Source organism: Streptomyces sp. BHT-5-2 (assembly GCF_019774615.1).
In the GTDB taxonomy this organism is placed as follows: Bacteria; Actinomycetota; Actinomycetes; order Streptomycetales; family Streptomycetaceae; genus Streptomyces.
On the sequence record NZ_CP081497.1, the window covers coordinates 1261717 to 1288579 of the forward strand.

25 protein-coding genes and 1 pseudogene are annotated in these 26863 nt (G+C 69.2%); 13 read left to right on the forward strand and 13 right to left on the reverse strand.

Annotation, left to right across the window (positions count from 1 at the left end; genetic code table 11):
• The first annotated feature begins 71 nt into the window (after positions 1-71).
• On the forward strand, positions 72-1271 hold the full coding sequence (locus K2224_RS33485) for a mannosyltransferase family protein (RefSeq protein ID WP_399020824.1): 1200 nt from the start codon (positions 72-74) through the stop codon (positions 1269-1271).
• A gap of 60 nt (positions 1272-1331) precedes the next feature.
• On the opposite strand, the gene K2224_RS33490 is transcribed toward K2224_RS33485, so the two are convergent.
• From K2224_RS33490 to K2224_RS33500, 3 genes are all read right to left on the reverse strand, one after another.
• The gene (locus tag K2224_RS33490) at positions 1332-2066 is read right to left on the reverse strand and encodes a hypothetical protein (protein WP_221910911.1); all 735 of its coding nucleotides are present in this window, start codon (positions 2064-2066) and stop codon (positions 1332-1334) included.
• A gap of 102 nt (positions 2067-2168) precedes the next feature.
• A complete protein-coding gene (locus tag K2224_RS33495) occupies positions 2169-2351 on the reverse strand; it encodes a hypothetical protein (RefSeq protein WP_221910912.1) in 183 nt (60 codons plus the stop codon).
• 33 nt (positions 2352-2384) lie between these two features.
• Positions 2385-3494, reverse strand: a complete 1110-nt coding sequence (locus K2224_RS33500) for a Gfo/Idh/MocA family protein (RefSeq protein ID WP_221910913.1) — start codon at positions 3492-3494, stop codon at positions 2385-2387.
• A gap of 176 nt (positions 3495-3670) precedes the next feature.
• Here K2224_RS33500 and K2224_RS33505 point away from each other — a divergent pair, with 176 nt between their 5' ends.
• A complete protein-coding gene (locus tag K2224_RS33505) occupies positions 3671-4018 on the forward strand; it encodes a helix-turn-helix transcriptional regulator (RefSeq protein ID WP_221910914.1) in 348 nt (115 codons plus the stop codon).
• A 69-nt stretch (positions 4019-4087) separates the two neighbouring features.
• On the opposite strand, the gene K2224_RS33510 is transcribed toward K2224_RS33505, so the two are convergent.
• Positions 4088-4807 (reverse strand): leucine-rich repeat domain-containing protein, encoded by a 720-nt coding sequence (locus K2224_RS33510; protein WP_221910915.1) that lies wholly within the window; start codon positions 4805-4807, stop codon positions 4088-4090.
• Between the two features lie 334 nt (positions 4808-5141).
• The gene (locus K2224_RS33515; RefSeq protein WP_221910916.1) at positions 5142-5582 is read right to left on the reverse strand and encodes a MarR family winged helix-turn-helix transcriptional regulator; all 441 of its coding nucleotides are present in this window, start codon (positions 5580-5582) and stop codon (positions 5142-5144) included.
• 137 nt (positions 5583-5719) lie between these two features.
• Here K2224_RS33515 and K2224_RS41030 point away from each other — a divergent pair.
• The 7 genes and pseudogenes from K2224_RS41030 to K2224_RS33545 all read left to right on the forward strand — a co-directional run.
• Positions 5720-7138, forward strand: a pseudogene (locus tag K2224_RS41030) (MFS transporter); the annotation flags it as partial.
• A gap of 288 nt (positions 7139-7426) precedes the next feature.
• Complete coding sequence (locus K2224_RS41035) at positions 7427-7933, forward strand: collagen binding domain-containing protein (protein ID WP_260693906.1); 507 nt, start codon at positions 7427-7429, stop codon at positions 7931-7933.
• A gap of 142 nt (positions 7934-8075) precedes the next feature.
• On the forward strand, positions 8076-9203 hold the full coding sequence (locus K2224_RS33525; RefSeq protein ID WP_221910918.1) for an NADH:flavin oxidoreductase: 1128 nt from the start codon (positions 8076-8078) through the stop codon (positions 9201-9203).
• Between the two features lie 326 nt (positions 9204-9529).
• Positions 9530-11395, forward strand: coding sequence for a beta-galactosidase family protein (locus tag K2224_RS33530; RefSeq protein WP_221910919.1), 1866 nt, complete (start codon positions 9530-9532; stop codon positions 11393-11395).
• Positions 11396-11540: 145 nt separating this feature from the next.
• Complete coding sequence (locus K2224_RS33535; RefSeq protein ID WP_221910920.1) at positions 11541-11744, forward strand: hypothetical protein; 204 nt, start codon at positions 11541-11543, stop codon at positions 11742-11744.
• A 258-nt stretch (positions 11745-12002) separates the two neighbouring features.
• Positions 12003-12452, forward strand: a complete 450-nt coding sequence (locus K2224_RS33540; RefSeq protein WP_221910921.1) for a DUF523 domain-containing protein — start codon at positions 12003-12005, stop codon at positions 12450-12452.
• A 240-nt stretch (positions 12453-12692) separates the two neighbouring features.
• The gene (locus K2224_RS33545; RefSeq protein ID WP_221910922.1) at positions 12693-13934 is read left to right on the forward strand and encodes a cytochrome P450; all 1242 of its coding nucleotides are present in this window, start codon (positions 12693-12695) and stop codon (positions 13932-13934) included.
• A 126-nt stretch (positions 13935-14060) separates the two neighbouring features.
• Here K2224_RS33545 and K2224_RS33550 read toward each other — a convergent pair whose 3' ends face one another.
• Both K2224_RS33550 and K2224_RS33555 read right to left on the reverse strand, forming a co-directional pair.
• Positions 14061-14738, reverse strand: a complete 678-nt coding sequence (locus K2224_RS33550; protein ID WP_221910923.1) for an AAA family ATPase — start codon at positions 14736-14738, stop codon at positions 14061-14063.
• A gap of 350 nt (positions 14739-15088) precedes the next feature.
• Positions 15089-16306, reverse strand: coding sequence for an FAD-dependent monooxygenase (locus tag K2224_RS33555; protein ID WP_221910924.1), 1218 nt, complete (start codon positions 16304-16306; stop codon positions 15089-15091).
• A 182-nt stretch (positions 16307-16488) separates the two neighbouring features.
• Here K2224_RS33555 and K2224_RS33560 point away from each other — a divergent pair, with 182 nt between their 5' ends.
• Together K2224_RS33560 and K2224_RS33565 are read left to right on the forward strand one after the other, a co-directional pair.
• A complete protein-coding gene (locus K2224_RS33560; protein WP_221910925.1) occupies positions 16489-17496 on the forward strand; it encodes a TetR/AcrR family transcriptional regulator C-terminal domain-containing protein in 1008 nt (335 codons plus the stop codon).
• A gap of 138 nt (positions 17497-17634) precedes the next feature.
• Positions 17635-18837, forward strand: coding sequence for an erythromycin esterase family protein (locus K2224_RS33565; protein WP_221910926.1), 1203 nt, complete (start codon positions 17635-17637; stop codon positions 18835-18837).
• Between the two features lie 75 nt (positions 18838-18912).
• On the opposite strand, the gene K2224_RS33570 is transcribed toward K2224_RS33565, so the two are convergent.
• The 3 genes from K2224_RS33570 to K2224_RS33580 form a co-directional block, all read right to left on the reverse strand.
• Positions 18913-21057 carry an alpha/beta hydrolase gene (locus K2224_RS33570; protein ID WP_221910927.1) on the reverse strand — a complete coding sequence of 715 codons (2145 nt, stop codon included), beginning with the start codon at positions 21055-21057 and terminating at the stop codon, positions 18913-18915.
• Between the two features lie 486 nt (positions 21058-21543).
• Positions 21544-22353, reverse strand: coding sequence for a TSUP family transporter (locus K2224_RS33575; protein WP_221910928.1), 810 nt, complete (start codon positions 22351-22353; stop codon positions 21544-21546).
• Between the two features lie 5 nt (positions 22354-22358).
• Positions 22359-23420: a low specificity L-threonine aldolase gene (locus tag K2224_RS33580; RefSeq protein ID WP_221910929.1), complete on the reverse strand. Its 1062-nt coding sequence runs from the start codon at positions 23418-23420 to the stop codon at positions 22359-22361.
• A 283-nt stretch (positions 23421-23703) separates the two neighbouring features.
• Here K2224_RS33580 and K2224_RS33585 point away from each other — a divergent pair, with 283 nt between their 5' ends.
• Positions 23704-24660, forward strand: coding sequence for an alcohol dehydrogenase catalytic domain-containing protein (locus K2224_RS33585; RefSeq protein WP_221910930.1), 957 nt, complete (start codon positions 23704-23706; stop codon positions 24658-24660).
• Positions 24661-24905: 245 nt separating this feature from the next.
• Here the strand turns inward: K2224_RS33585 and K2224_RS33590 are convergent, their stop codons facing one another.
• Positions 24906-25553 carry a TetR/AcrR family transcriptional regulator gene (locus K2224_RS33590; RefSeq protein WP_221910931.1) on the reverse strand — a complete coding sequence of 216 codons (648 nt, stop codon included), beginning with the start codon at positions 25551-25553 and terminating at the stop codon, positions 24906-24908.
• A gap of 280 nt (positions 25554-25833) precedes the next feature.
• On the opposite strand from K2224_RS33590, the gene K2224_RS33595 reads away from it, so the two are divergent.
• A complete protein-coding gene (locus tag K2224_RS33595) occupies positions 25834-26223 on the forward strand; it encodes a VOC family protein (RefSeq protein ID WP_221910932.1) in 390 nt (129 codons plus the stop codon).
• A gap of 147 nt (positions 26224-26370) precedes the next feature.
• Here K2224_RS33595 and K2224_RS41040 read toward each other — a convergent pair whose 3' ends face one another.
• Together K2224_RS41040 and K2224_RS33600 are read right to left on the reverse strand one after the other, a co-directional pair.
• Positions 26371-26496: a hypothetical protein gene (locus K2224_RS41040; RefSeq protein ID WP_260693635.1), complete on the reverse strand. Its 126-nt coding sequence runs from the start codon at positions 26494-26496 to the stop codon at positions 26371-26373.
• A 151-nt stretch (positions 26497-26647) separates the two neighbouring features.
• The gene (locus K2224_RS33600) at positions 26648-26842 is read right to left on the reverse strand and encodes a hypothetical protein (RefSeq protein ID WP_221910933.1); all 195 of its coding nucleotides are present in this window, start codon (positions 26840-26842) and stop codon (positions 26648-26650) included.
• Positions 26843-26863 lie beyond the last annotated feature (21 nt).

Genomic DNA, 26863 nt, shown 5'->3' on the forward strand with positions numbered 1-26863 from the left:
TACCAGGGCAGCAAAGCGGGAGGACCCGAGCCATCCGGACCGGCCTCGGGCTGCCTGCGTGGGCACCCGGCGTGCCCCGCATCCCGGCCGACGCCCCGCGCCGGAAGCCGTCCTACCGAGCGGTGGCCGGTCGCCTGGGCGCTCGTCTCGGCCGTGACGACCGCGAGGTGCTGTGGTTGTATCTGCTCACCCGCGTCGGCCTGTGGGCCACCGCCTACTGCGTCCGCTGGCTCTTCCCCCAGAGCAGTGCCGCCCACGCCCCGCAGTCGCTCTTCTCCGCGTGGCAGCAGTGGGATTGGTGGCACTACCTCCACATAGCCCAGGACGGGTACTTCCCCCAAGGGGCCGGCCCGTGGCTACCCCGATGGGACAACCGGGAAGCCTTCCTCCCCGGCTTCCCCCTCGTTCTGCGCGCCGTGCACACGGTCGTCCCGCACTGGACCGCGGCCGGCCTGCTGATCTCGTTCGTCGCCGGAGCCATCGCCGTGGTGGCCCTCGCCCGCATCACCCGGCTCGCCCTGGGCAACACGACCGCCGGGCGTCGTGCCGCCCTGTTCTTCCTGCTCTCCCCGTGCGCGGTGTTCCTCGCCGCCGGCTACACCGAGGCTCTGTTCCTCGCCCTGGCCCTGCCTGCCTGGCTCGCCGCCCAACGGCACAACTGGCCCCTTGCGGCCCTCCTGACCTGTCTGGCCACCACCGTCCGCGTCAGCGGACTCTTCCTCGCCGCGGCCCTCGCCGTCCACTGGCTCACCACCGTGCGCCCCCGCCCCCACTGGCACGCGCTGCCGTGGCTCGCCCTCCCCGCGCTCCCACCGCTCCTCCACAGCTGGTACCTCCAGCGGAACACCGGTGACTGGATGGCCTGGAAACACGCACAGGAACGCGGCTGGCACCGTGAGTTCCACACTCCCTGGGACGCCTTGCAACACACCTGGACCGACGCCTTCGGACACACCCAGACCACCGGCTACGCCATCGAGTTCCAGGCCGAACTGCTCGCCATGCTCGTCGGCCTCGTCCTGACCGGTCTGCTCCTCCGCCGCCGACGCTGGGCGGAGGCGGTCTACACCGGCCTCAGCCTGTGGGCACTGGGCACCTCGTACTGGTACATGTCCATACCGCGCGCCACTCTCCTGTGGTGGCCGCTGTGGGTCCTGGTCGCCGCATGGAGCCTGCGCAACCCCCGCGTCACCACCGCCTACGCCTGCCTCGCCGCCCCGCTCATGACCGTCCTCACCGTCACTTTCATGACCGGCCGTTGGGCCGGCTGAGACGGAGCGTCCGTACTCGACCGCGGCACCGCGCCTCCACGACCGGAGCTACCCGCAGCGTCAGGATGCGTCGGAGGTCGCCGGGCCGGCGACCGGTGGCGCCGACCGCCGCTCCGTCCGCCGGCGTCGCCAGGCAAGGACGAAGCCGGCTCCCGCCAACAGCGCCGGAACGGCCGATGCGGTCGCCGACGACGCCACCCAGTCGGGGTTCAACTGCCCCGTCATGCCGCTGGTGTACCGACAGGTCGCCTGCGGGGGAAAGAAGCCGTACGCCACCGTCGTCGGCGCACTGGATTGCCAGTCGGCACCGGCGGCACAGGCCGACGAAGGACCCGCGAGAAGCCGCCATCCGGCCAACCCGTAGACCATCACGAACACGGAGCCGAACACGAAGAACGCCGTCCCCGTGCGACGAAGCTTGTCCCTTCTGGACATCGGCACCACCAGACCGCTGCCGAGTCGCGGATCCAGACACTCCGCGATCAGGGCCGCCAGAAGACAGGCCGCCAGCACCAGCAGACCGGCCCAGAGCACCACGCCGAGCACTCCATGGCCTCCGACGGACGAAACCTCTCCACGTTGGAACTCGCAGATGGTCGCCGGGGGAAACGCCTGGTCCCGCACTCGCAGGAACCGACCCGGCCCCTGCGTCAGACCCTGCATGCACCGCTCGTCGAACTCCATCATGCCGAACAGGGCAAGCCCCGATCCGACCACCACGATGCCGAGCGAAATGCCCACCGTGGCCCACAGTCCGCTCGTCCGATAGCCACCGTGTACGGGTATGTGTGACATTCGCGCACAGTATCCGATCCTGCGGCCGTCCTGACGTCCCACCGTCCACCGCCGTACAAGCCCCCACTGGCTCGTCACGGTGCTGGAGGCGGTGGGGTCGAATTACCCGGTGAGCTGACGGATCCTGCCGTCCTGGTCGAGTTCGAGCAGGCCGATGCGGCCGTTGTCGTAGGTGCCGCCGTGGATGAGTTCCGCGTGGGTGTGCCAACGGGCGAGGACGCGTTCCGGATCCCGGAGCGCATCGATCCGCAGGGCACGTATCTCGGGTGCGGCGTAGCTGCTCACCTCAAGGCGAGCACGGTAGTGGGCCGGCACGGATCAGCCTTGTGTTGCCGCACGCTCGATGCGGGCCAGGAGGCGGTGGCGGCGTACCGCGTGGGCGAAGTCAGGTACATCGTGGGTGCCGTTGGCGAGGTCCGCATGGATCTGCTCGTAGGCGTGGGCGACGGTGTACGCCATCTCGGTGCGACGACCGGCGAGTTGGGGCAGTGTCTCGTAGGAGGTGGGGACCGGCAGTTCCTTGAGGGCGGTCTCCTCGCCCCGGGCGCCGTGCACGGTGACCTGGCCGAACTGGAGGTGGCCGGAGGGCCCGGTGAGCAGCAGATCGCCTTCGGTTCCGTTGATCTCCCAGTGGAAGTCGGTCGCGCGGGACAGGCCGCCGCGGAAGTGGACGGAGGCGACCGCGCCGCCTTCCAGCACGCCGTTGAGGGCGAGCTGGTCCGGCGCGGTCATCGGCAGGACCTCGCCGGTTGCCGCGTCGCGCACGGACCTACGACGGGTGGCCATGGTTGCGCCGAGCTCGGTGAACTCTCCGAGGGCCATGGTGAGCGCGTCGATGGTGTGGCCGAAGGGGACGGTCAGCATGGTGGCGCCGTTGGCCGGGTCCAGGGTGTAGGCGTTGCGGCCCGGGATGTCGCCGCCCCACCCGCGTCCCGAGGCGATGATGCTGGTGGAGAGCACTTCGCCGACGTACCCCGACGCGATCAGATCGCGGACGTAGCGGACCGGGGGAGCGGAGCGGGCCTGCAGGCCGACGAAGGTGCGCAGTCCCTTGGAGTCGGCGAGGGTCGCCAGCTCTTCGGCTTCGGCGAGCCCATTGCCGAGCGGCCACTCGCTCAGCACCATCTTTCCGGCGTGCAGCGCGGCCAGTGCCAACTCCCGGTGCTGGGGGACCTTCACGGTGATGACGACCAGGTCGACCTCGTCGCGCCGCACCAGTTCCTCGTGGGTGCCGAAGGCGAGCGGGATGCCGTATTTCTCGCCGGCCGCCTTGGCGGAGGCGGCGCTGGACGCTGACAGCGCGCGGACCTCGAAGCCGTCCAGCGCACGCAGCGCGGGCAGATGTGCGGTGGCGGCCCAGCCACCGGAGGCGCTGAGGCCGATGATGCCGACGCCGATGGGGGTGTGGGGTGCAGGGGTGGCAGGCATGGATGTCTCCTTGGTATTGCCGACTGGCGCGGAGCGGGGCGGGGCCTCCTGCGGCCTGGTGCTTCCGGCAGCCTGGGGCCTCCGGCGGTCTGGAACCTCCGGCGGTTGATGATCACGACCGTAGCTCATGTTCGCATCGATGTGAACATGAGGCGGTGGTCATGGATACTGGAGCCATGGCCAGCCGTACCTCTTCGCCCTTGGTCCACCCCGACGAACGGGACCTGGACCTCTTTGTGATCATGAGCGCCCTCGCCGACCCGGTCCGATTGAGCATCGTGGTCACGCTCGGCCGCCACGCCGAGGTCGCCTGCGGGACCTTCCGGCTGCCGGTCGCCAAGTCCGCGCTCAGCCGCCACTTCAAGATCCTTCGGGAGTCCGGACTGCTCCGGCAGCGCGACGCGGGCACCCGACGCGTGAACACGCTGCGCTGCGAGGAGCTGGACAGACGCTTCCCGGGGCTGCTCGACCTCGTATTGCAGGAGGGGGCCGGACGGGAAGTGCCGGTTGGTGACGCGAACTGAGCCGCTTTTACGGGGACTTGGTCGGTGTGTGTCCGGGGAGGCGTCACCTCGGCGTGCCCTGCTGACGGTTCACATCAGGACGACGCACCCGCCTTCTTCCAGGCTTCGCAGCGAGCGGTGGGGGAGCGTGCAGGCGTTCCAGCGAAGATCCAGCTTTTCCAGGGCGGGCAGCTGTGCGACCCAGTCGGGAATCCGGGCCAGGCGGTTGCTGCGCAGGTCGATCTGCCGAAGCCGTGGGAGGCCGGCCAGGCACTCGGGCAGTTCGGTGAGAGCGTTCTCACGCAGGTCCAGGTGCCGTAGTTCATGCAGGTCGGCCACGGTGGACGGCAGAGTGTTGAGTGCGTTTCCCCGGAGCCAGAGCTCGCGCAGCTTGTGGAGGTGGCCGATGCCGTCAGGCAAGGTGGTCAGCTGGCTGTGCTGGGCTCGTAGCTCGGTCAGTTCCGCGATCCGGCCGATGGTTTCGGGCAGGGAGGTCAGGGGGTTCTCGCCGACGTTGAGGTAGCGCAGCCGCGTGAGGTTTCCCAATGTCTCCGGGAGCCTGGTCACATGGTTGTCGTGGAGGTAGAGGCAGCCGCTCAGTTCGACCAGGTCGCCCAGGCTGTCGGGAAGCGACGTGAGCTTGTTGTGGCCGAGGTCCAACGTGCTGAGGCGCCGCAGTCCGCCGATCTTCGGCGAGAGCGTCGTCAGGCCGGTCTCGGCCAGGATCAGTACGCGCAACTCGGTGCGCTGCCAGACCCATTCGGGCACTTCCCCGAGCTCCCGGCGCCAGAGGTTGACTGTGGGCTGCACTGCCGCGTCCCTTCCGTTGACGGTCCTGACGGAGATGCTGCCGGTGGAGGTGGGGACCGTGTGGCAGCGGAGGGTATCAGTGCCTGGAGTTCCCGTCCCGGTGCTGTCAATGATTCTCTCCCCAACGAGCTTGTGGAGTAGATGATTTGAGGATGCGAGGCACGAGCCCCGACCCTTGCTGCCCGTCGACCGGTCCGCACGGGTGTGGGCAATCCTTCGCCGCCGGTCAAGGCCGCCGGGTGAGTGGCCAGGCAGGGACGGCCGGGCGAGACGCCAAGATGGCCCGCAGGCCGCCTACCGTCCGGGACGCGGCGCCGCGCCCAGGTCGTGGGCGTCAGGCACCCTTCCTCCGCGTCGGACGCAGCCGCTCAAGCAGGGCGTAGAGCGTTGTGCTCTCGACTTCGGTCAGGGCGTCGAGGGTGCCGTGTGTCTCCTGCATCTCTTCTCGCACCCGGCGGATGATCTCGCGGCCCGTTTCCGTCGCGACGACGTTCTTCACCCGGCGGTCCGCGGGGTCGGCCTCGCGGCGGACCAGCTCGCGGGCCTCCAGTCGGTCCACGATCCCCGTGACATTCGACGCGTCGCATGCCAGCAAGGCGGCGAGGCCGCGCATCGGCAGCGGGTCGTCGAGCTGGGCGAGGACCTTCGCCTGCGTGGCGGTGAGGCCGTGATGGGCGGCGGCGGCCGCGAAATCGCGCCACTGGGCGGTGCCCACGGCGGCGAGCAGTTCCAGGAGCTGGAGCTTGGTGGGTGCCGGCCCGGGTGTGGTCCTCATGGTCGGAGCGTACCCACTGATGCTTCACGTCATCAATTGTTTACTTGACTATCTGAACTATTGAGGACTACCGTCTGTGGAAATACTTGATGCCATGAAACATCTATGGCCTGAAGCACCGAAGGTCCCCGCCAGTCATGAGCCACGCCGCATCCGCATCCGCCCCCGCCGTGGGGCGACGGCACGAGACGCTCGTCATCCTCGCCCTGAGCCTTGCCGCGATGGTCGTGTCGATGATGCAGACCCTGCCCGTCCCGATCCTGGGCCTGATTCGGAACGACCTCGGCGCCTCGGCCGCCGACGTCAGCTGGGTGACCACCGCCACCCTGTTGTCCGCCGCGGTCTTCACCCCGCTGCTCGGCCGCTTCGGCGACCAGCACGGCAAGAAGCCCACCCTGGTGGCCGTCCTCGTCGTCATGGTCGCGGGCTCCGTCATAGCCGCGGTCGCCGGCTCGCTGCCGCTGCTGATCCTGGGCCGGGTGCTCCAGGGGGCCGCCACCGCGATCTTCCCGCTGGCCCTCTCCGTCCTGCGTGAAGAGGTCCGGCCGGAGCGGCTGCCCGGCGCGATGGCCCTGGTCAGCGGCACCCTCGCGTTCGGCAGCGGGCTGGCGCTCGTCGCCACGGGCCTGCTCACCTCCGGTGCCGACGCCGACTACCGCAACGCCTTCTGGATGGCGACCGGCTTCGCGGTCCTCGCCCTGCTCGCGGTCGTCTTCCTGGTCCCGGCGACCCGGCACAAGACCGGCGGTCGCACCGACTTCCTCGGCGCCCTCACCCTCGGCGTCGCCCTGCTGCTGCTCCTGCTGCCGATCTCCCAGGGGCACGAGTGGGGCTGGGCCTCCGGCCGCACGCTCGGCACTTTCGCCGGCGCGGTCGTCATGATCGCGGTCTGGGTCCTGACCGAGCTCAAGGTTCGCCAGCCCCTCGTGGACATGCGGATGTTCGTCCATCGCCCGGTCCTCATGGCCAACCTCGCCGGTGTGCTGGTCGGCTTCGGTATGTTCGCCAACTTCCTCGGCGTCTCCTACCTCGTGCAGATGCCCAAGGCGCTCACCGGCTTCGGCTTCGACGCCTCCATCCTGCGGGCATCCGTCCAGTTCCTGCTGCCCGGTGCGGTCGTCTCCCTGCTCGCCTCGCCCCTCGGCGGCCAGCTCGTACGCCACCGAGGCCCCCGGTACGTGCTTGCCATGGCGGCCGCATTCGGAGCCGTGGGCTTCGGCTGGCTGGCCCTCGACCACGACCAGACCGCCTCGGTGATCGGAGCCGGCCTGCTGACCGGTGCGGCCGTCAGCTTCGGCTACGCCGCCATGCCCGCCGTCATCATGGCGAGCGTCCCGCACCACCAGAGCGGCATAGCCAACGGCATCAACTCGATCTCCCGCTCCACCGGCAGCGCGATCGGCAGCGCCATCGTCACCACCATCCTGGCGTCCAGGACCATCGAGCACCTGCCGGCGGGCGTGGCACCGCTGCCCGCCGAATCCGGGTTCACCCTCACCTTCGGCATCGGGGCCGTCGCCTTCGCGCTGGTCGCGGTGATCGGCTGGCTCGGCCTGCACGCACAGCAGGAACAGCAGGAACAGGGGCGGGGGCAGCAGGCGCCACTGGCAGAGCGCGGGACGCTCGACACCGGGGCCGTCCCGGCGGGCGCGACAGGTTCTGATGCTTCGCCAACTCAGGCTGCGCAAGCAACGGTTGTCGAAGTCATCACGGAGCTCGCGGCCCAGTCCGACACCGTTCCGACCGGCACCGCTCGGACCGGCGCGGCCCCGAGCGCCGTCGTCCCGGCCGACGCGGTCTCGGCCGGGGACGCCGTCCCTGCCGGGGCCGGGTTTCACGGCCTGGTGCGGGACGCCGGCGGCGAGGCGCTGGGCGGTGTCGCCCTCACCCTCATATCGCCGGACGGACGGCAGGTCGGCCGCACGCTCTCCCACCCTGACGGCCGCTACGCGCTGCCCGCCCCGGCCGGCGGTCCGTACGTGCTGATCACCGCCGCCGACGGCCATGAGCCGCAGGCCGCCACGGTCATGGCAGGGGCCGGCCCGGTGGCGTACGGCGTGCGGCTCCCGCGCGCCGTAGGAGCGACCGGCGCCCAGGTGCGGGGCACCGTCCGCGCCGGGAAGGCCGGCGATCCGCTGCCCAACGCCCGACTCACGCTGGTCGACGCCGCCGGGAACGTAGTGCGCACCACCCTCTCGGACGCCGACGGCGCATACGCCTTCACCGACCTGACCGCGGGCGAGTACTCGCTCATCGCCAGCGGCTACCCACCCATGGCGTCGGCGCTGGCCGTCGAGGGGCGCGGCACGGACGACTTCCATCTGGAACTGGCACACCCCGCACCGCAGTGAGCCATGACCTCCGGGCACGCCGAGCAGCTCGCCGGACCGCCGGACTACTGCGCCCCGACGGCCCCGGGCCCAGGGTCCCCGGTACCCCTACGCCACTCCACCCACATTGCTCACGCCTACTGATACCGACAAGGAGCACCCGATGACCGTCTCTACGTCCCCCGCCTCCCGCGCGGCCGAGATCCTGTCCCGGCCCGTCGAGCTGAACGGCCTGACCGTCCCGAACCGCATCGTGATGGCGCCGATGACGCGGATGTTCTCCCCGGGCGGCGTCCCCGGTGAGGATGTGCGGTCGTACTACGCCCGTCGTGCCGCCGCGGGCGTCGGCCTGATCGTCACCGAGGGGACCTACGTCGGCCACGAGTCGGCGGGGCAGAGCGACCGCGTTCCGCGCTTCCACGGCGAGGAGCAGCTGGCCGGCTGGGCGAAGGTCGCCGAGGACGTGCACGCGGCCGGAGGCACGATAGTGCCGCAGCTGTGGCACATCGGCATGGTCCGCAAGCAGGGTGAGCCGCCCTTCGCCGACGCCCCCGCCGTCGGCCCCTCCGGCATCCGCGTCGACGGTACCGAGGGCACCGGCAAGGCGATGACCCGAGGCGACCTGGACGACGTCATCGGTGCCTTCGCCGAGGCCGCCGCGGCCGCCGAGCGGATCGGCTTCGACGGCGTCGAACTGCACGGCGCCCACGGCTACCTCCTCGACCAGTTCCTGTGGGAGGGCACCAACCGCCGTACCGACGCCTACGGCGGCGACCCGGTAGCCCGGACGAAGTTCGCGGCGGAGATCGTGGCCGCCGTCCGGGAAACCGTCTCGCCCGACCTCCCGGTGATCTTCCGCTACTCGCAGTGGAAGCAGGAGGCGTACGACGCGCGGCTCGCTCAGACCCCGCAGGAGCTGGAGGCGATCCTGGCGCCGCTCGCCGCGGCCGGCGTCGACGCCTTCCATGCCTCCACCCGCCGCTACTGGCTCCCGGAGTTCGAGGACTCGGACCTCAACCTGGCCGGCTGGACCAAGAAGCTCACCGGCAGGCCCACCATCACCGTCGGCTCGGTCGGCCTCGACGGCGACTTCCTGCGCGCGTTCGCGGGTGAGGGCGCTGCGGTCGGCAGCATCGACAACCTCCTGGAGCGCCTGGAGCGCGACGAGTTCGACCTCGTCGCCGTCGGTCGCGCCCTGCTCCAGGACCCGCAGTGGGCGGCGAAGGTCCTGGAGGGCCGGTTCGAGGAGCTCAAGCCGTACGACGCGGCGGCGCTGAAGTCCCTGAGCTAGCCGTACCTGCCAGGGGCCGCATCTGCCCCACACGCAACGGCAGATGACGACACATGAGCGCACATGACGGCAGCACATGGCGGAGGGTACCGGTTCGTTCTTACTGACCGGTGCCCTCCCGTCGTTCCCGATCAGGCCGGGAACCGCTCTGGACGTTCGGCGGTGTGCACGTCTCGCCCCCCGCCTGCCGCTGCCGCTTGGCCGTGTTCGGCTACGAGCTCTTGTGTTCGTTGCTGTTCTGCACAACACTCTCGATGCACAGAAACGCTCACCATTGAACATGTCCGAGCCCTGGGCGGCGACCGGTCGAGTCGAGGAGAGCAGGCATGACGCACTTCAGCCGACGTGGATTCCTGAGCACGGCCATGGTGGGAGCCGCGTCCCTGGGCGTTCCTCTGGGCACCCCCCTGGGCAGCAGCCGTACGACCCTCGCCCAGGCCGGAAACCCGCGGGGACTCACCCTCCGCGGCAACGAATTCCTGCTGGACGGCAAGCCGTTCCGCATTCTCTCGGGTGCCTTCCACTATTTCAGAACGCACCCCAAGGACTGGCGCGACCGGCTGACACGGATGCGAGCCATGGGCCTGAACACGGTGGAGACCTACGTCGCCTGGAACTTCCACCAACCGTACGAGAAGAAGGCCGACTTCACCGGTTGGCGCGACGTCGCCGCATTTGTACGGACCGCGGACGAGGTCGGACTGAAGGTGATCGTGCGACCGGGGCCGTACATCTGCGCCGAATGGGACTTCGGCGGCCTGCCCGCCTGGCTCCTGAAGGACAAGGGTGTGCCACTGCGACGTTCCGACCCCGCATACGAGCGAGCGGTCGACGCCTGGTTCGCCGAACTACTGCCCCGATTCGTCGATCTGCAGGCCACGCGTGGCGGTCCCATCATCGCCATGCAGGTCGAGAACGAGTACGGCAGCTACGGCAACGACCACGCGTACCTGGAACACCTGAGGGACACCATGCGGGCGCAGGGCATGGAAAGCCTGCTGTTCTGTTCCAACGGAGCCACTCGACAAGCGCTGGAGGACGGCAGCCTCCCCGATCTCCTGTCCACCGTGAACTTCGCCGGAGATCCCACCGGCCCCTTCGCCGAGCTGCGCAAATTCCAGCCGGACAAGCCGTTGTTCTGCACCGAGTTCTGGGACGGCTGGTTCGACCACTGGGGAGAGCCCCACCACACCACCGACCCGGTGCAGACCGCCGCCGACGTGGAGAAAATCCTCGAAGCGGGGGCGTCGATCAACTTCTATATGGCGGTGGGCGGAACGAACTTCGGCTGGTCCGCCGGTGCCAATCTCAGCGGCAACGCCTATCAACCCACCGTCACCAGCTACGACTACGACGCTCCGATCAGCGAATCCGGTGAACTCACCGAGAAGTTCCACAAGGTGCGCGAGGTACTCGCCAAATACACCACGCTGCCGAACACACCCCTGCCGGAAACGCCGCGCCGGATGCCGCCCCAGCGGATCGTCGTCCGCGAGTCGGTGCCGTTGATGGATGCCCTCGATGAACTGAGCGACACCCCGGTGCGTCGTACCGGTCCCGTCCACATGGAGGCCCTCGGGCAGCCGCACGGACTGATCCACTACCGCACTCGGGTGCGCGGGCCGCAGCGCACCAAGGGGCTGAGGGTCACGGGGCTGGGCGACCGTGCGCTGGTGTTCGGCAACGGCAAGCGGATCGGTACCTTCGACCGCAACCAGCCCAACCACTCCGTCGACTTCACGGTGACCGACGCGTCCAGCACCCTCGACCTCCTGGTGGACCCCACCGGGCGGGTCAACTTCGGCCGGGGTCTCAACGACCCCAAGGGCATCAGCGGCACGGTGTCCCTCGACAACGAAGAACTGCATGACTGGGAGGTCCGCCGACTGCCCCTGGACGATCTCTCGGCGCTGAGATTCGCCAGCGGAGACACCCCGACCGGCCCCGCGTTCCACCGGGCCCGGGTGCAGATCGACACCCCCGCGGACGGCTTCCTGGCCTTCCCGGGCTGGGACAAGGGCATGGTCTGGCTCAACGGATTCGCACTCGGTCGCTACTGGTCCCTCGGCCCACAGATCACGCTCTACGCGCCGAGCCATCTGTGGCGCAGGGGACGGAACGAACTCGTCGTCCTGGAAATGGAGCGCACGGGCGAACAGATCGAAGTGCGGTCCGCGCCCGATGTCGGCTAGGACTTGTCCCCTCGATCAGGTGCCGGACACACTCACTCGCCCCGGCCTCCGTACCTGCCGTCGACCCACGTTACCGACCGTTAATCTCGTCGTTGATCAACACATGACGAAACCTCGCACTGTTCTTGCCGCGGTTGCCCTTGCGGTGTCCGCTACCGCACTCATCGCGCCAGTTGCCAACGCCGCCCCCGCACCGGGGGCCGGTGCGGAAGCCGACGCAGACCCGCAGATGTGCCCCTCCTGGTCGCAGGCAGGCTGCACCGTGGCGACAACTTTCGGCAAGGCGCTGCACACCGTCCGGGACCTCTACGACGGCTCAAGCTACTCCGATACAGAGGACTCGGCCTGATCGACTGAAGGGCCCAGAGCCCACCGGAGCCAACCGGCCTCGCGGCCTGGACGTCGTACGTTCAGAAACCGGCGCCGAGTGCCGTATCAGTCGGCGCAAGGCCGGCAGCGCGGGCGCAGCTGGTGTCGTAACGAATGGTCGGAGCCTGCCGGGCTCCGACCATTCTTGCGCCACGAGGCGCGCGAGCCCGGCAGGTTCCCGCGGTGCCAAGCCCCGACGACGCCCCACCAGCCGGTCTTCGCGGCTAGCCTGGCGGTTATGGAAGCAATTCTCGTCAGCGCGTGTCTGCGCGGGGTGCCGTGCCGGTTCGACGGGCGTCACAAGGCGGCGCCGCAGATGGAGGCGGTGGTGGCCGGTCGCGAAGTCGTCTCCTTCTGTCCGGAGGTCGCCGGCGGGCTCACGACACCGCGACGGCCTGCGGAACTGGTGGGCGGCGATGGGTACGACGTGCTCGACGGGACGGCGCGGGTCGTCGAGGACACCGGGCGTGATGTGACCGCGCAGTTCGTGGACGGAGCGCAACGCGCACTGGCGGCGGCGCGGAACGGCGGCTGCACTGAAGCCCTGCTGATGCCGCGCAGCCCCTCGTGCGGACGCGGTGCGGTCTACGACGGGTCGTTCTCCGGAGAGCTGGTGCCGGGGGACGGGGTGACGGCGGCGCTCTTCGAGCGGAACGGCATCGCCGTGCGAACCGCACCCGGAGTATGAGGGTGCGCCGCAGACACCGTTGCGGCATCCCGAGCCCGTGACCCGTTGACTGCGGAGCGTGCCGGGCGGGCGAAGCGTCCCCCGATGGCCGGCCGGCTGCCGGAGCAGTGCAGGCCAGGCATGGGGTAAGGAGGGGCCACGGCGCGCAGGTCGGGTGTTGTGGGGTTCGCACAGCTGCGTCTTGCCAGGTCTGACGGTGGCCCCACCGCCGTGGCCAGGTGTCTGCGCAACCATGGGCGGGTGCGACTTGATCCCGCGGACCCCGCCTTCTCCCACGACCCCTATCCGTACTACGGAAGACTGCGCGACCAGGGGCCGGCTGCCCGGGTCGAGTTGGCGAACGGGACGCATGCCTGGCTGGTCACCGGCTACGAGCACAGTCGCGCGGTACTCGCCGACCCGCGCTTCTCGAACGTGCCGCCGCAACGCGCCGGCCGCCCCAAGCCGAGCTCCCCGGCACAACGTGCCCGAGCCTGCCTGGCACAGCACATGCTCAACACCGACGCTCCCGACCACACCCGGTTGCGCCGCCTGACGGCCGCCGCCTTCGCACCACCTCGCGTCGACGCGCTGCGGCCGAGGATCGAGCAGCTGGCAGCCGGACTGGTGACGGAGCTGACCGGTCGGCTGGCCGCCGGCGAGACTGTCGACCTGGTCGATGGCTTCGCCTTTCCGCTGCCGATCCTGGTGATCAGCGAGGTGTTGGGGGTGCCGGAAGCCGACCGTGAGGGACTGCGGGAGTGGACCTACCGCGTCGGCTCACCCGCCGACGCGCTGCCCCAGGGCGCCGTGGACGAGGCATGGGTTCTGCTGCACACGTACGTCACATCACTGATCGCCGAGAAGCGGAAGACGCCGGGCGAGGACGTTTTCAGTGCGCTGGTCCGCAGCTCGGCCGAGGACGGTCTGGACGACGGCGAGTTGCTCGCCATGGCCTTTCTCCTGCTCTTCGCAGGCTACGAGACAACGATGAACCTTCTTGCCTCGGCCTCGCTGCGACTGCTCACACACCCCGGCGAACTGACTGCCGCCCGACGGGATCCCGATGCCCGCTGGGCCGCGGTGGTGGAGGAAACACTGCGGTACGACAGCCCGTTGGAAGGGGCAACCTGGCGGCGCGCGGCCGAGACGGTGGATCTCGGCGACGGTGTGGAGGTGCCGGCCGGGGACTCCGTCCTGGTCGTGCTGGCGGCAGCGAACCGGGACCCTGCGCACTTCCCGGACCCCGACGAGTTCCGGCCGACGCGCTACCTCGCCGCGGCCGACGGCAAACGAGCCGCTCCGCACGCTGCGTTCGGCCACGGCCCGCACTTCTGCGTAGGGTCACGACTGGCCCGAATGGAGGCGGCGATCGCGCTCCCCCTGCTCTTCGACACACCCCTGGACCTGCGTCTCGCCGCCGACCCGATGGACTTGCCGTACCGCCCGGGCCTGCTCGTCCGTGGGCCCCGTCGCGTCCCGGTCACCATCCAGGCAACGTAGGGTCCGGCCGAGCCGCCCTGGCGCCAGGACGCTGACGCCGATGAGCAGAGTGCTGACGACCCACCTGCCTGGATCTGCCTGCCTGCGTGCCTGCCCGCAACTGCCTGGTACCTGCGCCAGATGATGTCAGAGCCGAAACGCCGTGGTCACCCGCTCAGCGAGATCATCTTCCGTCATCGTGGTGTCGATCTGAATGGCAGGCAGTTGGAGACGTTCGGTCTCCTGCCTGAGGTGTGCGGTGAACATGCGATCACGTTCGGCGAGATTGCGACCGGCCCGCGCCGGATTGCCGGTCCTCCATACGAAGTCTTCCCCTGGTACTGACCGGCTCCGGATGGCCGCCTGGCGGAAGTCGGGTGTGGGAAGAAGCCAGACAGCGTGCTCAGGTGCGTCAAGCAGGGGCTTCACAAGGTGGGGGAGCAGCCGGAATCCCTCGACGACGACCCAGGGGCCCTGAGGCAGGCGAAGGAGGTCTTCGACGATCAGGCCGAAACCCTCGCCTCGAAACCAGTGGAAGGTCTCAAGCATGGTCTGCGGGGACCGGTTGACCCACCGCTCGTCCATGTCCATGGCGATGAACTGGTGCAGCAAGGGCGCCTGATCGGGGGTGGTCCGCCCGGCATGGTCCCGCATCACGTCGTCGGTCGCGTAGAGGTGCCATCCGTGGCGGTCGGCGAGTCGGCGGGCGATCGTCGACTTGCCGGCTCCGCTCCCACCACCGATCCAGAACACGTGCCGCAGCCGCGTTCGAAGCTCTGCGAGGTTGGTTGCCTCGCCGTATCGTCCGGACTTCCTGGGCTGCATTTCTCTCCCCGGTCCCATGAGACGACCAAGACGAACGTCATTATGGCCGTCCCGATGGGCGGTTGCGCTCGGAGAACGGGTCGGCCACGTTCCTGAACGTGTTCAGTGAACAGGTTCAGTCGAGGGCGGCGAAGCGGGCGGTGACGCGGCAGCAGGTGCTGGCCGCGGCCGAGCGCCTCTTCCACGACCAGGGAGCTCACCGCGCTGTTGACGCTCGTGTAGGCATGCGGCCCGGCTCGGCGGAGCCGTTTCCCCGCCATCGCCCCTCATGCCGGTGGGTGTTGGCCAGGTGTGGCTTCAGGCGCCGACGGCCCGTGACTACGTGTCCAACGCCATTGCCTTTGCCTGCCCTACCGAGCCGCACCGGCGGTTGCCGGACCGTACTCGGGCAGCGCGATGGCCCCGGCCTTGGCGAACTGTGCCGCGAGCAGGTTGCGCATCGGCCAGCGGGTCATCGACCGCATCGAAAGGTCACGCAGTCGGATGCCGAGTGCACCGGAGGGCGCGTAGCCGGCGACGCCGCGTGGTGGCAGTTGCTGAGCCTGGCTCACGTACGGGCGCATCACCGCGTCGTAGCGGGCAAAAGCGATGCGGTGGTCACCGTCGGCGGTGGCGAGTTCACCGGCCAGGACGTAGGCACCGACCAGGGCCAGACTGGTCCCCAGACCGGTCAGCGGGGTCGCGCAGTATCCGGCGTCGCCCAGCAGCGCCACCCTGCCGCGGGACCATTGGTCGAGACGGACCTGGCCCATGGAGTCGAAGAAGAAGTCCGAGGCCGTGTGCATCGCTCGCAGCAGGCGCGGGACTTCCCACCCGACGCCGGCGAAGCGTCGGGCCACGAGTTCCCGCTGGGCTGCGACGTTGCGACGGTCGTACTCGATGGGCGCCGACCGGAAGCTGAAACCGGCCTTGATCTGCCCGGGGAGTCGGCCCGGACGGGCGGAGGCGACCAGTCCGCCGGGCGCGTTGTGCATCAGATACCAGCCATCGAGATCCAGGTCGTCGGTGGCGGTGAACCAGGCGGTGTAGAGGCCGAGCGGGTGGACGAACTCCTGCTCCGGACCGAAGGACAGGCCGCGTACGACGGAGTGCGGTCCGTCTGCGCCGATGACCAGGCCGAATCGGCGGGGTGCCGCCTTTTCGAAGGTGACGGTGACTCCCTCCGCGTCCTGCGCCAGCCCGGTGACGGTGTCGTCGAAGAGGTACTCGGTATCCGGCAGGGTGGCCTCGTACAGCAGTCGGGCGAGATCCCCACGCAGAATCTCGATCTCGGAGACGATGCCCTCGCCGCCGAAGCTGTCGGCGGGTATCTGTGCGGTGGCGCGGCCGGAGGCGTTGACGAGCGCGAGGCCGCGCTGGTCCACGCTGTGTGCCCTGGCCTGGTCCATCAGGCCCATGCGCTCGATCACGGTGCGGCCCGCGCCGCGCAGGTCCACGGTCTGGCCGCCCGGCCGGGGCGCCGGCGCCCGCTCGACGACGGTCACGGTGAGACCTGACCTGCGTAGCCAGTACGCCAGCGCGGGCCCTGCGATACCGGCGCCGGAAACGAGTATCTCGGTGTTCTCCATGGCGGGGAATGTACGACGTACGCAGTGCAGTGCGCAAGCAGCAATTTCCAGCTCTCATTGGGGATTTCGGGCGTGAATGCACTAGTGCGCGGGCGAGACGTCGGTGCGAGGGGCGGGAATGCCGTGCTCGCCGACGCCTAAAATGGGGGCCGGCCTAGTGCACTAGTGCGGGAGGGGTATCGATGGGCGGACAAGCGGTGCCGCGCTACCAGCAAATCGTCGCCGAACTGAGGCGGCGGATCGAGACGGGCGAGCTGACACCGGGGGAGCGGGTGCCCTCGACCCGCGAGATCACCCGGCAGTGGGGCGTCGCGATGGCGACTGCGACCAAGGTGCTCGCCGAGTTGCGCCGTGAGGGGTTGGTCCGTGCGGCCCCGGGCATCGGGACTGTCGTCGAGGCCCGGGTGGAGACTCGTGCCGATGTGCCTGTCGAGGACCGTGTCGAGCCATCGGGTCGTCCCGCAGGCACCGTCCGCCCCCCGGTGGCCAGGCATCCGGGTGCGTCTGCCGAGGTACCTACTGGGGCGGCGCTCACGCTCGGACGGATCGTCACCGCCGCCGTCACGGTTGCCGATGGGGAGGGGCTGGCCGCGGTCTCGATGCGCAGGGTCGCCGCCGAACTCGGTGTGGCGACCATGTCGTTGTACCGGCACGTGGCGGACAAGGACCACCTGCTGGCACGGATGATGGAAACGGTCTTCGCCGAGTGTCCTCTGCCGACCGACCCACCACAGGGCTGGCGCGAGCAGATCGGGCTGGCCGCCCGCCTGCTCTGGCAACTGTTCCGTCGCCACCCGTGGCTCGCAACCGCCCTCTCGATGACCCGCCCGCAAATGGTCGTAGCGGCACTGCCGTTCACCGAGTGGATGCTTGCCGCCCTGCACGCGCACGGGCTCGACCGCCAGTCCGCCTTCACCGCACACCTCGTGCTCTTCAACTACACCCGTGGCATCGCGGTCAACCTGGAGGCGGAGCGGGAGGCGGAGGCGCTCAGCGGCCTCGACAGCGAGGAGTGGATGGACATCCAGGAGCCGGCCCTCCAGGAAATCCTGGACACCGGGCGCTTCCCGGAACTCTCGCACCTCGCCGCGGCGGGCTACGACCTCGACCTCGACAACCTCTTCGAGTTCGGCCTCGAACGCCTCCTCGACGGTCTCGCCGCACTTCTCGGCGAGAGGTCTGATCCGTGAAGAAAAGGCTGTGGGCGGACCGTGCCCGCGCGTCCGATCAACGGACCGAGTCGCGCACCGTCTTGAGGCTTTCCCTCCAGATGGCCAAGGGTATCGGGAAAAAGTTTCCACGGAAGGTTCAACGATAGCGTTCAAGGCATGGCTACTGACATCAAGGACACCATCCATGCCGTCGATGCCGGCGCCGTCATGCGGCTGTTCCCGGTGCGGCCGCGGTTGCTCGCCCTGGGCGAGCCGACCCATGGCGACAACACTCTGCTCGACCTCCGCAACGAGCTCTTCCGGCAGCTCGTCGAGCAGGAGGGGTACCGGACGATCGCGGTTGAAAGCGACTGTGTGAGGGGCCTGGTCGTGGACGAGTACGTTGCCTCGGGCGCGGGCACCCTCGATGAGGTCATGGAGACTGGATTCAGTCATGGCTGGGGCGCCTTCGCCGGCAACCGCGAGCTCGTGCGCTGGATGCGCTCCTACAACGACGGCCGGCCCGCGGCCGAGCAGGTCCGCTTCGCCGGTTTCGACGGCCCGCTGGAGATCACCGGCGCTGAAAGCCCCCGGCAGGTCCTGACCGCACTCCACGGTTACCTCGCAGCCCAGGTGGACGCGGACCTGCTCCCCTGCACCACGGAAAGCCTCGACCGCCTGGTCGGCGACGACGACCGGTGGACCAACCCCGATGCGATGATGGACCCTGCGCAGTCCGTGGGGCAGTCGGCCGATGCCGGACAACTGCGTTTCCTCGCCGATGAGTTGGTGGCACTGCTGGACGCGCAGACGCCGCATCTGCTCGCGGCGACCTCACCGGACGACTGGGACCGGGCGCGCCTGTACGGGCGCACCGCAACCGGCCTGCTGCGCTATCACCACGCGATGGCCGACACCTCACCGGCTCGCATGACGCGGCTGTGCGCGCTGCGGGATCTGATGATGGCCCACAACCTCCTCGCAGTCTCCGCCAGGGGACCGGCGCTCATCTACGCCGGCAATTCACACCTCCAGCGCGAGAAGAGCAGCATGCGGATGTGGCAGGGGTCGGTGCATTGGTGGAGTGCCGGTGCGCTGGTGAGCGCCCAACTCGGCGAGCAGTACGGCTTTGTGGCCACGGCTCTGGGCACGCTCCGGTGCCAGGGAGTGGACACGCCGCCACTGGACACCGTCGAAGGTCTCCTGTACGCGCTGCCTGAGGACCGTTGCGTTATAGACGCCCCGCGGCTGGCCACCGCCCTTGGCGACACACGGCCGGTGCTCCGAGTGTCCCCCTGGTTCGGCTACGCCCCGCTCGACCCGGCACACCTGACCGGATACGACGGGATCGTGTTCGTCAAGGACGTCTCACAGAACTAGCGCTACGGACTCTGGAGCGGCGGGGGCATTCTGCTCGAAGTGTCCGATGAGAGTGTGGCGTTGGCCTCAGGTCGCTCACGGACTGGGAAGGGTGGCGTGCAGCGGGGTGTTCCCTGCCGTGCCGGATATGGATGCGGGGGAGTGGGGGGTGAGGGTGTTCCAGGTGATGTCGATGGTGATACCGGATGCGGGGGTGGGGCCCGGACCATGACCCAGGTTGGTGTTGGTGCCGGGGGCAGGGTCGGGGGTGACGTTCAGGTGAGCGGTGACGGCGCCGTTTGCCTGGTCCCAGGAGGCGGTGCCGTTGACGGTGGCGTCGGTCACCCAGCGCACGTCGGTGAGGGTGAAGTGTGCTTGGGGCACGCCGGAGACGGTCCAGGTGCCGCCGCGCAGTCCGGTGTCGCTGCCGTGGGTCAGATAGCCGCTGCGGGCGATTGCATCGCTCAGTGCCGATGCACCGACGGCGGCCGCGCGTAGTGCTGCAGGGCGGGCCTGGTTGCCGGGCGCGGGGGTGGCAGGGGTGGTGTCGGCGAGGCGGGTGGGGTAGTCGGCGAGGGTGGGGACGGCGGGGGTGTGCTGGGTGCAGGAGGTGTCCAGGCGCTTCAGAGCGGTGGCAGGAGCGCGTAGGAACTGGCGGTACAGCAGCTGTCCGCACGCTTCCGGGCCCGGCCGGGTCGGGTCGGACATGGCGGTGATGTGGGTGAGGTTGGGGACGGTGATGAAGCGGGCGGAGGGCCCGAGTTGGGCCGCGACACGTCGGCCGCCGATGGCGGGGGTGAGCGAGTCGAGGTCGCCGCCGAGCACGAGGGCGGGAACGGTGGCCGGCACCAGGGGCGGACGGGTCGTGATGGGGGTGTGGGAGCGTTGCGGGGCGGGCCAGTCGAGGCAGCCGTCGTAGGTGTCGGTGTAGGCGTTGACGGTCGTCCATTCGGCGGCGGTGAAGGGGGCGAAGGTGGCGGCGGGCTGGGCGGATATCCGGTCGTGGAGCCTGCGGGCGCGTTCGGCGCTCGGGCTGGTCATGGCGAACAGCTGCGGGTAGTCGGTGCACGCCACGGCGAAGTACAGGGCGCTGGAGTAGTCGGGGGGCGGGAGGTTGGTGCCGTCGTGGGCGGCGGTCTGTTCGGCCAGGCGGAGCAGTGGAGCGCTGTCGCCCCTGGCGAGCAGTGCCTGGGCCGCGGCTTGCAGACTCCGGTAGATCCCGGAGTCGACTCCGGCGTCGTTGACCAGGTCGACCAGGGTGGTCACGGTTACCGTTACGGCTATGGGGTCGCCGTCCACGCCGGTGGTGGTACCGGTCAGCGGTGCGGTGCGCAGGCGGGATGCCAGGGCGGATATGAGGGTCCACGCGTCGCTGGAGGTGTGGGCGGCGCATTGCGGTGAGCGTCGGCAGACGAGGGCGAACGCGGTGCGGGCGGTGGTGGCGCTGGTGGTGTACCAGGGGTCCAGGCCCAGGACTTCGTAGGTGGCGTCCAGGGTGAGCGAACGCAGCAGGGAGGGGTGGCGTGCGGCGAAGACCTGGGCGAACCAGCCGCCGTAGGAGTCGCCGTACAGGTCGACGCCGGAAAGGCCGAGCTGGGTGAGGACATCGGCGAGGTCCTGGGCGGCGTCGACGGTTCCGAAGAGCTCGGAGGCGTGGATCCAGCTTCCGTCGGGGCGAAGCCAGGTGTGATCGAGTTGGTCGGCGCAGGCGCCGACGACCTGGGCGAAGTCGGGCCCTGAGGGCTGGCCTGCGTAGTGTTCCAGGTCCGGGCAGGTGAGGGCCTGTGAGCGGCCCGTGCCGCGCAGGTCGAAGAGCAGCAGGTTCCGGCTGGCGCGGAGTGGTCCGAGCATCTTGAGGTAGGCATCACGGGAGTGGCGCGTTGCCCAGCCGGGTCCGCCGTCGACGACGACCACGGTGCCCTGGGGCTGTCCGGTGGCCGGCACCCATTCGAAGCCGATGTCGATGGTCGGGCTGTCGGGGGCCTGGCGGTCCAACGGGAGTGCGGTGGTTCCGCACCAGCCGGTCGGGCGCTGCGTGCACGGGGTGAGCTGCAGAGACCCGAGCCGGAGCTCGGCTCTGGCTCCGAGGGCGGCGGTATGAGCGGCCGGAGTGAACATCGCCGTGAGGACCAGGGCCGCCAGTATCGCGACGGCAAGGAGACCGCGGTGGGTGGCTCCCCGGCGGATGACGGTGGAGCGCGGGAAGGGGCGTGAGCCGGGAGAATCGGGAGCAACGGTCATGTCGATCCTCCGTGGCGGACTCGATGCGGTACGAGTCGACGCCGCGCGCTGCTGCGCTGCCGACTCGTGGAGCACGTTTTCTGGCTCATCTATGCCCGACGGGGCGCCAACGACTCGTGCTCGTGGCGGGGTTCGGCCGGTTCCGTGTCGTGATGGGTGTCATCTGTCGTCCGGGCGGTTCATGACGAGAGTTGCCTCTCTGCACGGTGGGACTGAAGAGCCCGGAGGGACGGCTCGGCGGGCGGGTTCGTCGGTGGGGTTCTGGAGGCGTGGGAGGCCAACGTTCGGGCCCACGGGTTCTACCTCAAGCACGGCCGGTGTGCGGACGGCGGACGACGGCCCGGCCCCGGGGAAACCGACTGCGTGCGTATGCGGTTGCGGCCCGGCTGAAACATCCGGCGTTTCCCCGGGAGTTCGGGAAGGCCGGGAGCTTCGAGCGCCAAGGTGCGCGGTGCAGAGGAGGCAGGCTCCTCTGCACCGCGGGGCCTACGCCAGCGACAACTTCCACGTGACGCTGATCACCAGTCCCGAGACCACCACCAGGAAGACCTTGCGGACGAAGGTGGAACCGCGCTTCATGGCCAGCGAGGCGCCGAGGACGCCGCCCACGAGGTTGCACACGGCCATGGCCGCGCCAAGGCCCCACAGCACCTTGCCGGCGGGGATGAAGAACACCAACGCCCCGAGATTGGCTGCGATGTTGACGACCTTGGCGACGGCGGAGGCACGCAGGAAGGCGTAGCCGATGACTCCGACGAGGAGGAACACCAGGAAGGAGCCGGTGCCGGGCGGGCCGAGGCCGTCCCAGAAACCGATGGCCGCGCCGCCCACCGCCATGGCGACCAGTTCGCCGCGGCGGCCGAAGCGGCGGTCCTCGTCCACGCCGAACTCCGGTTTGCGCCAGGTGTACAGGCCCACGATCACCAAGGCGCACAGCACCACGGTGTTCAGGACCGACTTGGGCAGGGCGGAGGCGACCGCAGCCCCGGCGACCGAGGCCGGAAAGGTCGTGGCGGCCATCTGCCCCACGGCTTTCCAGTCAAGGGGTGTCCTGCGGGCGAAAGTGACCGCCGCGGCGGAGGTGCCCACCAGGCCCACCATCTTGCTGGTGGCCAGCGAATGGACCACCGCGCCACCGGGGTTGACCAGGAGCATCGCAGGCAGCTGCAACAGCCCGCCGCCCCCCACGATGGCATCGATCGCGCCGGCGAGAACGGCCGTCACGCAGAGAAACACCAGGGCTGCGAGGGCGACACCACCGAATCCCGGCCAGTCGAGCGGCGTCCACAGATCCATGTGCGTCATCGTTTTCCGGCCGGAGAGGGCTGTCGGTCGGCCACCTGGTGCAGGCGCCGCACGGCGTCGCGCACGACCGCTTCGTCCACGCCGAGGCGGGTGACGATCCGGACCTGTGTGTCTGTCCAGCGGGCAACCCTGACGCCGGCCTCCGCGGCGGCGGAGACGAATGCGGCGGAGGTGAGACCGGTGCCTGAGATATCCGCGATGACCATGTTGGTATCGGGCTCCCGGGCGGTGAATGCCGGGTTCTCGACGAGGAGTTGGCGCAGAAGACGGGCGTGTGCGTGGTCCTCGGCGAGTCGGTCGATGTTGTGCTCCAGGGCGTACAGTGCGGCGGCTGCCATGAAGCCGGACTGGTGCAGACCGCCGCCGTACCACAGGCGGTAGACGGCGGCCCGCTCGATCAGTTCGGACGGACCGGCGAGGACGCTGCCGAAGGGTGCGCCGAGAGCCTTGGCGAACGAGACCGCGACGGTGTCGACGGTGGCCGCGTACTCGGCGAGCGAGGCGCCGGTGGCGACGCTCGCGTTGGGCAGGCGGGCGCCGTCCATGTGCGTCGGCAGTCCTTTGGCGAGCGAGGCCGCCCGCAGGCCGGCCAGATCCGAGACCGAAATCACGCTGCCACCAAAGTAGTTGACGGTGTTCTCGACCCACACGAGGGATGGTGCGGAGGTGAGCCTGGCGCGCCGCTTGCGGTCCACGGCCGCGTCCAGGAGACGTGGAGTGAGGATGCCGTCCGGGCTGTCCACCGGGTTGAGTACCACGCCGCACAGGTCGGCGGTGGCCGCGCTCTCGAAGAAGTTGATGTGGTACTTCGCATCGGTGATGACTTCGCTGCCGCGTTCCGTGTGCACTCGGATCGCCAGCTGGTTGCTCAGGGTGCCGCTCGCCGTGAAGAGTGCCGCCTCCTTGCCGAGGAGCTCGGCGCACCGGCCTTCGAGGCGTTGGGTGGTGGGGTCTCCGCCGTACAGGTCGTCGCCCACCTCGGCATCCGCCATGAAGCGGCGCATCTGCGGGGTGATGGTGCTTAACGTGTCGCTGCGCAGGTCGATCGGTGCCAGCACGGTATCCCCTTGTCGCTCGTTCCGCACGCGGGCGGATGCGCTCGCGTCGTCGCGGAGGACGCTAGCGATCAACTCCGAGAATGGAAAGAGTATTTCGGATGATGGACTCGCTTGGTGGGGGTGGAGGTGGAGGTCGAGTCGGCGGGCGGTGGCGCGCCCAAGACTTGCCCATCCGACCCCGCTGGGCCTCTGGCAATGCCTCCCAGCCGCACGCAGTACCTTCCGAACCTTCCAACTCGATGGGGTGCGGTTGTCGGGCGGTGCGGGGAGTAGGTTCGTGGTCATGCGAGCAGTTGTGATCGACGGTAGGGGCGCGTTCGGTCTTGAGCGGCGTGCTGATCCGGTGGTTGGGCCGGGCCTGGTGGTGGTGCGGGTTCGCGCCGCCGGGCTCAATGCGGCTGACCTGCAACAGGCCCGGGGCGACTATCCGGCGCCGCCGGGCTGGCCGGCCGACATTCCAGGATTGGAGATCGCCGGTGAGGTCGAGCAGGTCGGTACGGGGGTGACGGGAGTGGGCGTCGGTGACCGGGTGATGGCGCTCGTGGGTGGCGGTGGCCATGCCGAGAGGATCGCGGTGCCTGCTGACTTGCTGCTTGCGATGCCTGAAGGGTTGGGTTGGGACGAGGCGGCGGGTTTCCCGGAGGCGTTCAGCACCGCCTGGGATGCGCTGGTGGTCCAAGCCGGGGTGCGCGCGGGAGAGCGGGTCCTGGTGACTGGGGCTGCGGGCGGTGTGGGTACGGCCATGGTCCAGGTGGCCGCTGCCTGCGGCGCTCATGTCGTTGCGAGTGTGCGCCGGCGCGAGTTGCATGACCGGGTGAGGGAACTCGCCCCGCTCGGCAGCAATGTGGAGGTGGTGGTCCCGGGCCAAGAGGGCGGAGGGGCGCCGTATGACGTCGTTGTCGAGTTGGTCGGAGGGGAGGACTGCCTGCGGCGGGTTGAACTGCTGCGTGCTCGGGGGAGGATCCTTGTGGTGGGAGTGCAGGGCGGGGCCGTGGCGCCGTTGCGGATGTTCGACTTGATGCTTGCGCGCGCCCAGTTGATCGGTACCACCATTCGGGGCCGCTCGCATGCGGAGAAGTCTCTCCTCGCGGCGACGGTGCGCACGTGCGTCGTACCGCTGCTGGCTGAAGGGCGGCTGCGGGTGCCTGTCGACGCGGCCTTCGGGCTGGCGCGTTACTCCGATGCCTATGCTCGGCTGGCCGGCCCGGGGAAGTTCGGCAAGGTCGTCATGCTGCTGTGAGGGTGCTGCGCCGGATGGTTGCTGTCCCGTACCAGCCCGTGCCCCGCCATCACCTACCGGAGGAACCGTATGGCGGTATGGAGCACGAAGCGTTCCTGGGCGAGCAGATGGCTCATGGTCTGGTAGCGGTCACACGCGAGGCGGTCGGACAGGAACTCGGCTTCCGCCGTGGACGGTTCGAAGCCGGAGCGGAGGGCGAGTCCGGTCTCCTCGGTGTCTGGGGGACCGGCTCGCAGGTGTTCGCATCAGGCGGTGGCGTAGTCGGACAGGGCGGGTTCCAACAGGCCGAACGCTTGGGTGGCTTCGGTGGCGATGATGCGGGCGATCTCGTCGTTGGGGCGGCCGGCGAGGGTGAGGGTCTGGATGCGCTGGAACAGTACGCGGTGGACGGTGCCCAGCAGGCCGGCGGTGGTCTGGACGGTGACGTCGTCGGGTTCGGCACCGGTGGCCTCGGCGAGTGCCTGGGCGAGGTGACGTTCGCGCTGCTCGTGCAGGCCGTGCAGGCAAGTGGTGAGGGTGGGACTGTCAACGATCATGCGGGCGAAGTCGTGGCCGGAGAAACCGGCGACCGGGTTGTGGGCAGCCGTCGCATCGGCGAAGGCGCGGCGCAGTGCGACCAGCGCTGATTCGCCCGGGTGTCGGGTGGTGACAGTGTGGCCCAGGGAGGTGGCGAACTCCTCCTGGTGGTCCAGGGCCAGGTCTTCCTTGCGGGCGAAGTAGTTGGTGACGGTCTTCTTTGCGACGCGGGCGGCGGTGGCGATCTCGGCGATGGTCGTCCGTTCGAAGCCCTGGGCGATGAACAGCCTGGTGGCGTGATCGGAGATGAGTTGCCGGGTCTCCTGCTTCTTCGCCTCGCGCAGCCCGATGGCCGGGGCGGATGGTTGTGTGGCCATGGGGCAATCTTACCCCCGTGGCATTTTTACGTTGACGCCCTCGTGGTCGTTGGGTTAATTTTGCGTCCGTCGTAAGTTTCCGTTGAGGGGGTGTCTGGTCCAAGGGGGCCGTGTGCAAGCGCCACTCAACTCCGTCGCCCAGTAGTGGAGTTCACGTCCCTGTCCCCTCTGCCTCGGCCGGAGCAGCCGGAGTCGTCCGTGCCCTGCCTCGCCGCCGCAGCTGCTGATCCCGCCCTGCCCCATCCCACCTCACGCCACCGCGCCGTACCCAGGAGACCCCGTGCAGTTCACCGCCTCCACCGTCTCGCTGACCGTTGACGACGTTGCCGCCTCCCAGGCGTTTTTCACCAGCCACCTCGGCTACGCCGTCCGGCATGCCGCTGATGGTTTCGCCTCCCTCTCCCGGCCCGACGCGGTCGATGTCGTCCTGCTCGCCCGCGGCCTCCAGGTGCTGCCGCCAGAGCAGCGCGACCGGCACGCCGACGGTCTGATCCTGGCCTTCACCCTCGACGGCGGCCTGGACGAGCAGGAGAAGCGACTGCGCGACGCCGGAATCGAGATCACCTTGCCGCTGCGTCAGGAGCCCTGGGGCGAGTGCCTGTTCCAGGTCACGGACCCCAACGGCGTGATCATCCAGTTCGTCGAATGGGTCACTCCTGAGCACGACTGACCCACGCCCACGACCCGAGGAATCCGAAGCTCGCGGTCTGCTCCGACGACCCTGCCCAGGCTTCTGGCCGCGCCTGCTCTGCCGCGCCCGCGGCCCTAGGTGTCCGCCCGCGACCACTGGTGGCGCCGGGTGGGTCGTCCGTGGTGCTCAGATCCTGCGCGGATGTGAGAACTTCGTCTGCAGCAGGTCGGTGAAGAGGCCGATGGGGTCGTCCCAACCCTTGTCGATCCACGCCCAGCTCGCCCCCGGTACGAAGGTGACCGGTTGGGACATGGCGATCTGCACGAGCGACTGCGGGGTGTGGGCCTCCTGGCTGTTCAGGGCTTCCCGGTCGTCTGTGTAGTTGAAGATCCATCGAGCGTCTCCTTGCTGGTGGGTGAGTGGCGTACGGCAGGCAGCGCAGGGCGGGTGTCGTCCTCGGCGATCAGGGATCTTCGCTGCTCGGCAGCTGCTGCACGCAGTTCGTCAATGCGGTCAGGTCGACGGCGGCCAGAGCCAGAGCACGTGGCACGGTGTCGAGCCGGGACTGCATGGCTTCGTCCATCTCTGGCGACAGTGTTTGTCGAGGGGTTTGTCCGTTGACAATGAAGTTAGTCCGGCCGAGCTCGGTGACCTGCACGGACTAACTTCACTGTCAAGG